The sequence below is a fragment of the Brevibacterium sp. 2SA genome (assembly GCF_005502845.1).
GTDB lineage: Bacteria > Actinomycetota > Actinomycetes > Actinomycetales > Brevibacteriaceae > Brevibacterium.
The window spans coordinates 15,029-26,795 of the sequence record NZ_SCMW01000016.1 but is presented as its reverse complement, the minus strand read 5'-3'; the positions used below and the strand labels follow the sequence as shown (position 1 = coordinate 26,795).

The window sequence follows — 11,767 nt, the reverse complement described above, 5'->3', positions numbered from 1 at the left end:
CGTTGTGGGTACGTTTCATGATACTAACGTACCCTTACACGTTTCCTCAATGGAGACTTCCACTTCGGGTCCACTGCGTGCAGGGGCGCTCCCACGGCATGTGATACTGGTGTGATGAGCCATCCGCGAGCTTCGTCAGGCGTGCGCACGGCCCGTCGCCGCACGGTCGACTCGTCCCGTCGCGATGACCTGCTGGAGAGCGTGAGCAAGCTCTTCCTCGCCGAGGGGTTCACCTCGATGAGCGTTGACGAGCTGACTCGACGTCTGCAGTGCTCTAAATCCACGCTGTACGCCCTCGCCCCGACCAAAGAACAGCTCGTTCTCACAGTGACTCGACGATTCTTCAAGAACGCGACGACTGAGATCGAGGACAGGATTCGCGGCGTCAGTGACCCGGCCGAGCGCATCGCGGTCTATCTCAAGTGCGTCGGAGCGGCGATGTCGACGCAATCAGCCGCGTTCTACCGCGACATGGTGAGTTTCCAGCCGACTTCCGAGATCTACGAACTCAACTCGGCAGCAGCGGCAGGGCGAGTGCGAGAGATCATCGAGGAAGGTGTTCGCAGCGGCCGCTTCAGGGAGATCGATCCGCACTTCGCCGGACACCTCATCGCCTGGGCGATCGAGGGCATCCAATCTGGACGATTGCAGTCAGGGTCTGATGCGGAGACCGGGCACGCGTTCTCCCAGCTCGGCGAGCTCATTCTCAACGGGCTCGGCAATCACTGACCCCACGCAGCGTCGAGTCCAACCCCCGCTCATGCACGTGCGCCGCCCCAGTTGTGGGGCGGCGCACTGCGTTCCGGACTGACCACGCGCCCAGCGGAGGGACCGTCAGTGCTCGACGGCCGCCTCGGCGCCGAACCCGGTGTGGGCGCGGACGTCCATCTCCGCTGCCAGCTCCGGACTCTCCACTGTCTTGTCGGTGATCGAGCCGAGCCATCCGAGGATGAACCCGAGCGGGATCGAGATGATGCCGGGATTCGACAGGGGGAAGATCGCGAAGTCGGCGCCCGGGATCATCGCGGTCTCGGACCCGGAGACGACGGGCGAGAATGCGATGAGGATGATCGCCGAACCGAGCCCGCCGTAGATCGACCACACGGCACCGCGGGTGGTGAACCGACGCCAGAACAGCGAGTAGATGATCGTCGGCAGGTTCGCACTTGCGGCCACGGCGAAGGCGAGGGCGACGAGGAACGCGATGTTCTGCCCCTGCACCCCGATGCCGCCGAGGATGGCGACCGCGCCGATGACGACGACGGTGCGGCGGGCGATCTTCACCTCGGCGTCGGGGTCCTCGACCTTGCCCTTCTTGATGACGCTCGCGTAGATGTCATGGGCGAACGAGGCCGCAGCGGTGATCGCGAGACCGGCGACGACGGCGAGGATCGTCGCGAAGGCCACCGCGGAGATGAAGCCCATGAGCAGGGGTCCGCCGAGCTGGAGGGCGAGCAGCGGTGCGGCGGAGTTCACGCCGCCGGGTGCGTTCTGGATCGCATCGGCGCCGACGAGGGCCGCTGCCCCGTAGCCGAGGACGAGCGTGAAGAGGTAGAACGCACCGATGAGCCAGATCGCCCAGACCACGGACCGGCGGGCCTCCTTCGCGGTGGGCACGGTGTAGAAGCGCATGAGCACGTGCGGCAGACCCGCGGTGCCGAGGACGAGGGCGAGCGCGAGCGAGATGAAGTCGAGCGGGTTCGCCCCGTACTGCAGCCCGGGGTTGAGGATCCCCTCCCCCACGCCGGCCGCGGCATTGTCGACGGCGTTCGACAGCAGCGTCGAGAGGTTGAACCCGTTGAGCGCGAGCACCCAGATCGTCATCGCTCCGGCACCGGCGATGAGGAGGACCGCCTTGACGATCTGCACCCACGTCGTGCCCTTCATGCCGCCGACGAGGACGTAGAGGATCATCAGCGCGCCGACGACGGCGATGACGAGGGACTGTCCGAGCTTCCCGTCGATGCCCATGAGCAGGGAGACGAGTCCGCCGGCGCCGGCCATCTGCGCGAGCAGGTAGAAGAAGCACACGGCGAGGGTCGAGATCGCCGCGGCCATCCGCACCGGGCGCTGCTTGAGGCGGAACGAGAGCACGTCGGCCATCGTGAACTTGCCGGTGTTGCGCATGAGCTCGGCGACGAGGAGGAGGGCGACGAGCCACGCGACGAGGAAGCCGATCGAGTAGAGGAACCCGTCGTAGCCGTTGACGGCGATCGCCCCGCAGATGCCGAGGAACGACGCCGCCGAGAGGTAGTCCCCGGAGATCGCGAAGCCGTTCTGCGGGCCGCTGAAGGATCGGCCGCCGGCGTAGTAGTCCGAGGCGGTCTTGTTGTTGCGGCTGGCCCGCAGCACGATGAAGAGCGTGACCGCGACGAACGCGGCGAAGATCGTGATGTTGAGGACGGGGTTGTTCTCCACCTCGGTGGTCGCTTGGGCGAGGAAGTCGATCATCGGGTCGCTCCTTCCGATTCCTGCTCGAGGCGCTCACGGATCGCAGCGGCCGGTGGGTCGAGCTTGTTGTTGGCGAACGAGACGTAGAACATCGTGATCGCGAAGGTCGTGACGAACTGCAGCAGACCGAGCACGAGTCCGATGTTGATCTCCCCGATCACCTTCGTCGACATGAAGTCGTGCGCGTACGTGCTGAGGATGACGTAGAGGAAATACCACGCGAGGAAGGCGATCGACAGCGGGATCACCACTGAGAATCGTTTGCGCTTGAGGGCCTTGAATTCGGGGTTCTCCTCTTCAGCGAGGAAATCCACCCGAGTCGGCGTCGGATCGGACATCGTTTCTCCATTTCAGATGTGGTTCGAGCGTCAGTGGTCTGAATCACACATCGCCAACCTATCGTCCGCTCGGTCCTGGGTAATACCACCGAAAGTTGGTAGCTTATTCCCATGAACGTCATGGCCAAGGAAGCTCGGGCGCGCAGATCCGAATCCCGCCGTCTCTTCGCCGAGGCGGTCGACTCCCTCCACGCGAACGGCACCGGCGACGTCGTGTTCGGCGGGCTCGTCGAGGAGGGCGCCGTCACCGTCGAAGCGGTCGCCGGGGCGGGCGAGAACGGCCTCGCCTCGCTCATCGTCAGCACCGGTCGGGGGCTCGGCGGACGTGCCCTGACCGAGGGCACACCGCAGCTGACCCGCGACTACGAGATCGATCCGTTCATCACCCACCATTACGACGAGGTCATCCTCGGCGAGGGCATCCAGGTCCTCATCGCCGTGCCGACCCTGCTCGGCGGTGAGGTGACGGGCATGGTCTACTGCGGACACCGCAAGGCCTTCGCCAAGGCGGCTCCGCAGACCGGGGACCTCGTCCGTCGGGTGCGCCAGCTGTCCGTCGACCTCGGGCGCATCGGCCATGGGACGCTCCGCGCCGAACCGGCCGTCCCGGCGACTCCCGCGCCGGCGCCGTATGCCGACCTCGACGCCTCGAGCCGGGAGGCTCTGCGCCATACGTTCGCCGAGTTGCGGGCGATCCGCTCGGATGTCTCCGACGAGGTGACGCGGGAGCGGCTGACGACGATCGAGGCCCGGCTGGCCGACATCCTCTCCGGCCACAGTCCGGAGTCCGCCCCGCCGCCGGCCCCCGCGGTGACGCTGGCCCCGCGGGAGACCGACATCCTCTCCCACGTCGCCCTCGGGTGGTCGAATGCGCGGATCGCCGAGGCGCTCGGCCTGCGCGAATCGACCGTGAAGTCCTATCTCAACACGGCGATGGTCAAGCTCTCAGCCCGTAGCCGGCACGAGGCGGTGTCGATCGCCCGCTCGGCAGGCGCGCTGCCGTAAGTGTGCGCTGCCGTAACGGTGCGCTGCGCTTCAGCCGTCGATCGCCTCGGCGTTCTCCCGCTCCATCTCGAGCGACCGGTCCGCGGCGGCGGTCACGGCCGCCTCGGTGATGTCGAAGACCCCGGCGTCGATGAACGTGGTCAGCGCCGCGAGCGTCGTCCCGCCCTTGCTGCTCACGGCCTGACGCAGGGCGGCAGGGTCCGGGTTGTCGGCAAGCAGCCGTCCGGCGCCGTCGGCGGTGGCGACGACCATCTTCGCTGCCGTCTCCGCGGTGAGTCCGAGCGTGACCCCGGCCTCGATCATCGCCTCGGCGAGAAGGAAGAAGTACGCGACGCCGGACCCGGAGATCCCGGTCATCGCGGGGATTTCCGCTTCTGCCAGCGGCACGACGAGACCCGCGCCCGACAGCAGCGTGCGCAGGGTGGCCGTGGCCGTCGGGTCGACGCCGGGGGCAGGGGCGAGCGCGATGACCCCGTGCCCGATCGAGCTCGGAGTGTTCGGCATGATCCGCACGATCGGGCTGCCCGGGGCGAGCTTCTCAAGGTCGGCGGCGGCCACGCCCGCGGCCATCGACACGAGCACCGAGTCCGAGGAGAGGGCGGGGGCGAGCTCACGCAGGGTCTCGGCCATCATCCACGGCTTGACGCCGAGGAAGACGAAGTCCGCGCCGGCGACCGCATCCCGGTTGGCCTCGGGGTTCTCCTCGACCGAGGTGACCACAGCGTCCGGCAGGGCCGCAGCGAGCGTCTGCGCCGAGGCGGCCGTCTGCGTCGTCGCCCGCACCTCGATGCTCGGGTCCGCGGTGAGGATCCCGGTGATGAGCGCCGTGCCCATGTTTCCCGTGCCGATGGATGCGATCGTGGTCATGAGGACCTGCCTTTCGTGCGGTGCTGGTGCGGGCATTCGTGCCGCTGAGTATCGTACCGGGCACGGTCCCGGCAGGGAGAACCGCAGGAGTCAGCGGGCGTCTTCGCGGACGTGGCCGTCGGCAGAGTCCGGCACCGAGGTGGGGGCTGAGTCCGACCCCGAGCCGGTCGGGCCCGCCGGGTTCTTCCCGTTCGCCCCGTTGAGGCCGAGGTGCTGCCGGGCGAAAGCGAGCGAATCGGCGAGCATCTGCTCACGCGTCGACTTCTTCGCGACGAATCGGGTGTTGACCTCGAGGACGACGTCGCCGGACCAGTTGTGCTTTGCGAGGTACTGGAGCGTCTCGGCCACGGGCATCGTCCCGGCGCCGGGCACGAGGTGCTCGTCCTTGAGCGATCCCGATCCGTCGGTGAGGTGGACGTGGCGCAGGCGGGGGAAGATCTCGGCGACGGTGTCGAGCGCGTTCATGCCCGCCGTCGAGGCATGGGAGAAGTCGAAGGTCAGAGCGTCGTAGTCCTCGTCGAGGGGGTTCCAGTCGGGGTAGTAGACGAGGATCTCGCGAACCCCGGCCCGCCACGGGTACATGTTCTCCACGGCGAGGACGACTCCGGTCTCCTCACTGACCTTGCGGACGCCGTCGACGAAGCCGCGGGCATAGGCACCCTGCCAGCGGAACGGCGGGTGGAGGACGACGGTGGTCGCGCCGACCTCACGGGCGAGGTTCGCCGTGATCCGCAGCTTCTCCCAGTGGTCCTTGTGGAGCACGCGCGGGAGGAAGAGCAGGGTGGGGGCGTGGAGCGACATCACCTCGAGCCCGGTGTCGGCGGCGAGGCCGTTGATGAGATCGACGTCGCGGGTCTCGGCGTTGTGGGTGACCATGATCTCGACCCCGTCGTAGCCGATCGCAGCGGCCTGCGCGAACGTCTCCTCGACCGTCATCGGGGAGACCGAGGACGACGAGAGGCCGACCCGGATGGGGTGGTCGGAGACGTGGTGGGTGTCGTGGTCGTAGACGGCGTTCGTCGCGAAGTACTCCCGGTGCCGCCGAGAGTTCGACCGCGCAGAGTTCTTCGCGGTGAGGACCTTGCGCCCCGATTTCGTCTTCTTCGCCCTGCTCACTCTCGTCAGTCTAGTCCTCATTGTCGCGGCTGCGGCTCCGGTTTCCCTCACAGTCGGTTGCGCCCTTCTTCGTCCGCGTCCCGCCGTTCGACTAGGGTGAGCGCATGAGCGAACCGATCGTGCGCCCGGCGCATCTCGACGATGCGCCCCGCCTCGGCGAGATCCACGTCGCCGCATGGCGCGCCGCCTATCCGGGGATCATGTCAGCGGACTTCCTCGCCGGGCTCGATCCGGACGATTTCGCGGCGAACTGGGTGCGGGCGCTGAGCACGCCCGACAACCGCGTCCGGAACTTCGTCGTCGACGTCGCGGGGCGGGTCCTCGGGTTCGGCGGTGTCAGTGCGCCGCGTGACCCCGCCGAGGTGCTCGATCGGCTCCCGAGCACCGAAGGCCTCGGCCAGCTCGCCCACATCAATCTCGACCCGGCGGCCTTCGGCACCGGGGTCGCCGCGGTGCTCTTCCGCCGACTCGAGGACGAGCTGCGGGCTGACGGCTGCGTCCGGGCCTACCTCATGGTCGCCGAGGGCAATGACCGGGCCATGCGCTTCTACGCCAAGCAGGGCTGGCAGCGCACGGACATCACGCACACCTACGACGCTCCCCCGATCCCCGAACGGGTCTTCATCGCCGACCTCTGAGCCCGACCATCGTGGCTCAGCAACGCGAAGGGCGCTCAGCCACCCGGCGCAGGGTGGCTGAGCGCCCGACAGGCGACTGAGTCAGCCGTAGAGCTCTTCGACGTCCTCGTCGACCCAGCCCTTCGACTTGTCGACGGCCTTGTTCCACAGGCGGTAGACGCGGGCGACGGTCTCGTCGTCCATCTCCGGCACCCAGCGCTTGTCCTCGTGCCAGTTCTTCTTCACGTCCTCCTCGCCGTTCCAGAACTTCACGGCGATGCCCGCCGCGTAGGCGGCTCCCAGCGCCGTGGTCTCGATGACCTCGGGACGGATGACGGGCACGCCGAGGAGGTCGGCCTGGAACTGCATGAGCGTCTCGTTCGCGACCATGCCGCCGTCGACCTTGAGCTCGGTGAGCTCGACCCCGGAATCGAGGTTCATCGCATCGAGGACCTCACGGGACTGGAACGCCACCGACTCGAGCGCGGCCCGGGCGATGTGGTTCTTGTTGACGTACCGGGTGAGGCCGACGATGACGCCGCGGGCGTCGGATTCCCAGTGCGGGGCGAAGAGACCGGAGAACGCGGGCACGATGTAGCAGCCGCCGTTGTCCTCGACCTGCTTCGCGAGCACCTCGACCTCGGGGGCGTCCTTGATGAGTCCGAGGTTGTCGCGGATCCACTGGACGAGCGAACCAGTCACGGCCACCGATCCCTCGAGGGCGTAGACGGCGTCGTCCTCGCCGATCTTGTAGGCCACGGTCGTGAGCAGGCCGTTCTTGCTCGCCACCGGCTCGGTGCCGGTGTTGATGAGCATGAAGTTGCCGGTGCCGTACGTGTTCTTCGCCTGCCCCTTCTCGAAGCAGGCCTGCCCGAACGTCGCCGCCTGCTGGTCTCCGAGGATGCCGCAGATCGGGGTGTCGATGAGCAGGGTGTTCTTCGCGCCGTAGCCGTAGATCTCCGAGCACGACTTGATCTCCGGCAGCATCGACAGCGGGATGCCCATGTCCGCGGCGATGTCGGCATTCCAGTCGAGGGTGTCGATGTTCATCAGCATCGTCCGCGAGGCGTTCGTGACGTCGGTGACGTGGACGCCGCCGTTGACTCCGCCGGTGAGGTTCCACAGCACCCACGTGTCCATCGTGCCGAAGAGGAGGTCACCGGCCTCGGCGGCCTCCCGGGCGCCGTCGACGTTGTCGAGGATCCACTTCGCCTTCGGTCCCGCGAAGTACGTCGCGAGCGGCAGGCCCACGCGGTCCTTGTACTTGTCGGCACCCTCCTCACCGCCGAGTTCATCGGCGATCTTCTGGGTGCGCGTGTCCTGCCAGACGATCGCGTTGTAGACGGGCTCGCCGGTGTTCTTGTTCCACACCAGGGTCGTCTCACGCTGGTTGGTGATGCCGACGCCTTCGAGCTGGTGGCGGTTGATGTTGGCCCGCGAGAGCGCCTGGCCGATCGCCTCGGTGGTGTTGCGGATGATCTCTTTCGGGTCGTGCTCGACCCAGCCCGCGCGGGGGAAGATCTGCTCGTGCTCGAGCTGGCCGCTCGAGACGATCTGCCCGTCGTGGTTGAAGACGATCGCCCGGGACGAGGTGGTTCCCTGGTCGATCGCGAGGATGTACTTGTCCTGGCTCATGGAGACTCCTGTGTCCGATCAGTGCCGGTGGGCACCGTTCTTGAGTGGGTGGGTGCACCAGTTGCCCTCTAGCATGTCACGGCCTGGCGCGGTTGGGCACGGCTTCAGATGAAAGCCTGGGAGACGAGGCCCGCGATGACACCGCCGAGGATGGGGCCGACGATCGGCACCCACGCGTAGCTCCAGTCGGAGCTGCCCTTGTTCGGGATCGGCAGGATCGTGTGCGCGATGCGCGGTCCGAGGTCGCGGGCGGGGTTGATCGCGTAGCCGGTGGGACCGCCGAGGGAGGCGCCGATGACGACGACGACGAGGGCCACGGCGAGGGGTCCCAGGCCGCTCGGTGTGCCGCCGAAGAGGAGGATGATGAAGACGAGGACGAAGGTGCCGATCACCTCGGCGAGGACGTTCCAGCCGTAGCTGCGGACCTCGGGGCCGGTGGAGAAGGTGCCGAGGATATTGCCCGGTTCGCCTTCTGCGTCGTAGTGCTTCTTGTAGACGAGCCAGGCGAGGATCGCACCGATGGTGGCGCCGACGAGCTGTGCGATGAGGTACGCGAACGTCGTGCCGACCGTGATGTCGATGCCCGGGGCGTACTGATCGGCGCCGCTGGCGAGGATGCCCAGCGTCACTGCCGGGTTGAGGTGCGCGCCGGACTTGTAGGCGACGTAGACGCCGGCGAAGACCGCGAGGCCCCAGCCGAACGAGATCATCAGCCAGCCGCCGCCGTTGCCCTTCGTCTTCGCGAGGATGGCGTTGGCGACGACACCGACGCCGAGCAGCAGCAGCATGGCCGTGCCCGCCGTCTCATGGAGGAGGATTGTGCCTATCTGTCCCATGGTGTGTGAACTCCTTTGTTGAGATGGGGATGGAACGGGCTAGCGGGTCCCCCAGCTGGCTTCGACCAGCGCTGCGGCCGCGGCGTCGTCGTGCGTCGATTCGGCGGCGACCTGGGCGTCGACGTGGGCGTTGAAGGCGGCGATCTCGGCCGCGACCCGGTCGGCGTCCCAGCCGAGGACCGCGGCGACGATCTCGGCCACCGGTGCGGCGGCGGCCCGCCCCCGGTCGCGGACCTCGTAGTTGAGCCGCATCCGACGTTCGAGGACGTCGTCGAGGTGGACGACGCCTTCGCAGGTGGCGGCGTAGTGGGCTTCGGCGCCGAGGTAGCGGTCGGCTCCCGGCAGCGGCTGCCCGAGTTCGGGGTTGTCGTCGATGAGGTCGAGGAGGTCTTCGACCAGGGTGCCGTAGCGGCGGATGAGCCGCTTGACCCGGGTCTCGTCCCAGCCGTAGCGCTCGGCGATGCTCGCCTGGCCGCGGCGCACCGCACCGACGCCCTGGGCGCCGATGAGCGGCACGGATTCGGTCAGGGACGTCCGGTCCTTCGCGTCCTCGCCGAGGGCGAAGTCGACGACGTCCTCGGCCATCACCCGGTAAGTCGTGAATTTGCCGCCGGCGATCGCCGAGAGCCCGGGCTCGACCTCCATGACGGTATGCTCGCGGGAGACCTTCGTCGAGGCCTCGCCGTCCTTCTGCACCGGTTGCAGGAGCGGACGCAGACCCGAGTACACGCCGATGACGTCGTCACGGGTGAGCTTGTTCTCGAGGATCGCGTTGGCGTGTTCGAGGAGGTAGTCGATGTCGTCGGACGTCGCCACGGGGGCTGCGACGTCCTCCTTCCACGGGGTGTCGGTGGTGCCGATGACCCAGTAGCCGTCCCAGGGGATGACGAAGAGGACGGACTTCTCCGTCTTCGAGATGATGCCGGTGTCCGGGTCGGCCTTGATCTTGTCCTGGTCGACGGTGATGTGGACGCCCTTCGAGGCGAGCACCTTGAGCCCGGCGTCGGCCTTCGCGAGGTCCTGCTGCTGTTCGGTCCACACTCCCCCGGCGAGGATGGTGCGGCGGGCGTAGACGTCGAATTCGCGGCCGGAGATGCCGTCGCGGGCGCGCACGCCGATGACGCGGTCGCCGTCGTGGAGGTAGTCGATGACGGAGACGTGGTTGGCCGCCGCGGCCCCGAAGCTCGCCGCCGAGCGCACGAGGGTCATGACGAAGCGGGCGTCGTCGACCTTCGCGTCGTAGTACTCGAGCGCTCCCACCGCGGCGTCGTCGGCGAGGCCCGGGAAGTGCGCGCTCAGCGTCTTCTTGCCCAGGTGGCGGTGCATGGGCACGGCGCGTTTGCGGCCGGGCCGGGTCGCCATCGTGTCGTAGAGGAGGACACCGGAGCCGATGAAGGCCCGGTCGATGAGGCGGTGCTCGAACGGGAAGACGAAGGCGACGGGTTCGACGAGGTGGGGCGCGGTGTGCGTGAGCAGCAGGTCGCGTTCCTTGAGCGCCTCGGCGACGAGTTTGAAGTCGAGCATCTCGAGGTAGCGCAGACCGCCGTGCATGAGCTTCGACGAGCGGGAGGACGTGCCCGAGGCCCAGTCGTGGGCGTCGACGACGCCGACCTTGAGTCCGCGGGTGGCCGCGTCGAAGGCGGCGCCGGCCCCGGTGACCCCGCCGCCGACGACGAAGACGTCGAGCGGATCCTCGGGCGTCGTGGCTGCCATCGCGGACAGGGACTCTTCACGGAACGAGGGGGATAGCTCGCCGTTTCGCATTGCCGTCTTGCCTCCAGGATTCGGGGCGCGAGGCCCCGTTCGAGATACGGCCGAGGTGACCGGCCGGTAATCTCAAGCTAGCAGGCGGCGGAGACAAATGGGAACCGCAGAGAGGGTGATTCCGGCCATTGTCGAAAGCCGGAGTCGAACCGTGACCTAATCCGCGGCTGCGCGCATCGCCGAGGTGGCCTCCGCCGAATCCAGCAAGTCGAGTTTGCGCATGATGATGCCCTCGCGCAGCGCCCACGGGGAGATGCTCATGACGGAGACGTCGAAGATCGTGAAGGCCGCCTCGGCGACGATGGCCCCGGCGAGCACCTGGCCGGCACGGGCCTCGGAGACGCCGGGCAGCGTCGCCCGCTGCTCGGGGGTGCGGCTGGAGAGGGTGTCGATGATGCCGGGCAGGTCGCGGCGGAAGAGCTTGCGGGGCACGTAGATGCCGTCGCCGCTCGGGGCCGCGCCGGCGATCCGGGCGAGCGAGCGGAACGTCTTCGAGGACCCGACGACGTGGTCGGGGGTGCCGACGCGGTTGATGTCTCCGGCGATCCGGCCGATCTGGGAGCGCGCGTACTTCCGCAGCCGGTGGATGTCCTCGGGCGTCGGGATCGGGTCGGGGATGAAGTCGGCGTACGTGCGTCCGGCGCCGAGCGGCACGGACACGGCCGCCTGCGGGTACTCGTCCTGACCGGCCGCGATCTCGAGCGAACCGCCGCCGATGTCGAGGAGGAGGATCTTGCCGGCCGACCACCCGAACCAGCGGCGGGCGGCGAGGAACGTCACGCGTGCCTCGTCCCTGCCGGACATGACGTTGAGGGTGACCCCGAGCTGGTCGCTGATCGAGGCGATGAGCGCCTCCCCGTTGGGGGCGTCGCGGACCGCCGAGGTGGCGAACGCGAGGATCTGCTCGGCCCCCTGATCCTCGGCGATCTCGACCGCCTCGGCGACGAAGTCCCGCAGCCGCTGCTGACCGGCCTCGTCGATCGACCCGTCGGGCCGGAGGTATTCGGCGAGCCGCAGGACCTCCTTGTGCGAGGTCGCCGGCAGCGGGGGTGCCCCGACATGAGCGTCGACGACGAGGAGGTGGACGCTGTTGGAACCGATATCGAGGACTGCGAGGCGCATTGGCTCAGTGTATCCC

Annotated in this window: 11 protein-coding genes; 3 read left to right on the top strand and 8 right to left on the bottom strand. The window is 68.0% G+C overall.

Annotated elements, in window-relative coordinates; translation table 11 throughout:
- Window positions 1-114: 114 nt before the first annotated feature.
- Window positions 115-729 carry a TetR/AcrR family transcriptional regulator gene (locus FFS20_RS08085; protein ID WP_137825351.1) on the top strand — a complete coding sequence of 205 codons (615 nt, stop codon included), beginning with the start codon at window positions 115-117 and terminating at the stop codon, window positions 727-729.
- 105 nt (window positions 730-834) lie between these two features.
- On the opposite strand, the gene FFS20_RS08080 is transcribed toward FFS20_RS08085, so the two are convergent.
- Entirely contained in the window at window positions 835-2,451 is a 1,617-nt protein-coding gene (locus FFS20_RS08080; RefSeq protein ID WP_137825350.1) for a cation acetate symporter, read from the bottom strand.
- Window positions 2,448-2,789 (bottom strand): DUF485 domain-containing protein, encoded by a 342-nt coding sequence (locus tag FFS20_RS08075; RefSeq protein ID WP_137825349.1) that lies wholly within the window; start codon window positions 2,787-2,789, stop codon window positions 2,448-2,450. The genes FFS20_RS08080 and FFS20_RS08075 overlap by 4 nt, the downstream gene beginning before the upstream one ends.
- Before the next feature lie 111 nt (window positions 2,790-2,900).
- Between FFS20_RS08075 and FFS20_RS08070 the strand changes: the two genes are divergently transcribed.
- Window positions 2,901-3,794, top strand: coding sequence for a LuxR C-terminal-related transcriptional regulator (locus tag FFS20_RS08070; RefSeq protein ID WP_137825348.1), 894 nt, complete (start codon window positions 2,901-2,903; stop codon window positions 3,792-3,794).
- 30 nt (window positions 3,795-3,824) lie between these two features.
- Here FFS20_RS08070 and proC read toward each other — a convergent pair whose 3' ends face one another.
- Together proC and FFS20_RS08060 are read right to left on the bottom strand one after the other, a co-directional pair.
- Window positions 3,825-4,661 (bottom strand): pyrroline-5-carboxylate reductase, encoded by an 837-nt coding sequence (proC, locus tag FFS20_RS08065; protein WP_137825347.1) that lies wholly within the window; start codon window positions 4,659-4,661, stop codon window positions 3,825-3,827.
- Window positions 4,662-4,751: 90 nt separating this feature from the next.
- Window positions 4,752-5,777, bottom strand: coding sequence for a sugar phosphate isomerase/epimerase (locus FFS20_RS08060; protein ID WP_249356735.1), 1,026 nt, complete (start codon window positions 5,775-5,777; stop codon window positions 4,752-4,754).
- A gap of 104 nt (window positions 5,778-5,881) precedes the next feature.
- Between FFS20_RS08060 and FFS20_RS08055 the strand changes: the two genes are divergently transcribed.
- Window positions 5,882-6,415, top strand: coding sequence for a GNAT family N-acetyltransferase (locus FFS20_RS08055; protein ID WP_137825346.1), 534 nt, complete (start codon window positions 5,882-5,884; stop codon window positions 6,413-6,415).
- Window positions 6,416-6,496: 81 nt separating this feature from the next.
- Here FFS20_RS08055 and glpK read toward each other — a convergent pair whose 3' ends face one another.
- The 4 genes from glpK to FFS20_RS08035 form a co-directional block, all read right to left on the bottom strand.
- Window positions 6,497-8,029, bottom strand: coding sequence for a glycerol kinase GlpK (gene glpK, locus FFS20_RS08050; RefSeq protein WP_137825345.1), 1,533 nt, complete (start codon window positions 8,027-8,029; stop codon window positions 6,497-6,499).
- Between the two features lie 104 nt (window positions 8,030-8,133).
- Entirely contained in the window at window positions 8,134-8,856 is a 723-nt protein-coding gene (locus FFS20_RS08045) for an MIP/aquaporin family protein (protein ID WP_171007028.1), read from the bottom strand.
- Between the two features lie 48 nt (window positions 8,857-8,904).
- The gene (locus FFS20_RS08040) at window positions 8,905-10,578 is read right to left on the bottom strand and encodes a glycerol-3-phosphate dehydrogenase/oxidase (RefSeq protein ID WP_249356734.1); all 1,674 of its coding nucleotides are present in this window, start codon (window positions 10,576-10,578) and stop codon (window positions 8,905-8,907) included.
- 207 nt (window positions 10,579-10,785) lie between these two features.
- Complete coding sequence (locus FFS20_RS08035) at window positions 10,786-11,751, bottom strand: Ppx/GppA phosphatase family protein (RefSeq protein WP_137825342.1); 966 nt, start codon at window positions 11,749-11,751, stop codon at window positions 10,786-10,788.
- Window positions 11,752-11,767 lie beyond the last annotated feature (16 nt).

What these genes read in the sequence shown, in the direction of transcription:
- proC (WP_137825347.1), bottom strand. Translation starts at nt 4,661, where the DNA reads ATGACCACGATCGCATCCATCGGCACGGGAAACATGGGCACGGCGCTC.
- FFS20_RS08075 (WP_137825349.1), bottom strand. Translation starts at nt 2,789, where the DNA reads ATGTCCGATCCGACGCCGACTCGGGTGGATTTCCTCGCTGAAGAGGAG.
- FFS20_RS08035 (WP_137825342.1), bottom strand. Translation starts at nt 11,751, where the DNA reads ATGCGCCTCGCAGTCCTCGATATCGGTTCCAACAGCGTCCACCTCCTC.
- FFS20_RS08040 (WP_249356734.1), bottom strand. Translation starts at nt 10,578, where the DNA reads ATGGCAGCCACGACGCCCGAGGATCCGCTCGACGTCTTCGTCGTCGGC.
- FFS20_RS08055 (WP_137825346.1), top strand. Translation starts at nt 5,882, where the DNA reads ATGAGCGAACCGATCGTGCGCCCGGCGCATCTCGACGATGCGCCCCGC.
- FFS20_RS08085 (WP_137825351.1), top strand. Translation starts at nt 115, where the DNA reads ATGAGCCATCCGCGAGCTTCGTCAGGCGTGCGCACGGCCCGTCGCCGC.
- FFS20_RS08080 (WP_137825350.1), bottom strand. Translation starts at nt 2,451, where the DNA reads ATGATCGACTTCCTCGCCCAAGCGACCACCGAGGTGGAGAACAACCCC.
- glpK (WP_137825345.1), bottom strand. Translation starts at nt 8,029, where the DNA reads ATGAGCCAGGACAAGTACATCCTCGCGATCGACCAGGGAACCACCTCG.
- FFS20_RS08070 (WP_137825348.1), top strand. Translation starts at nt 2,901, where the DNA reads ATGAACGTCATGGCCAAGGAAGCTCGGGCGCGCAGATCCGAATCCCGC.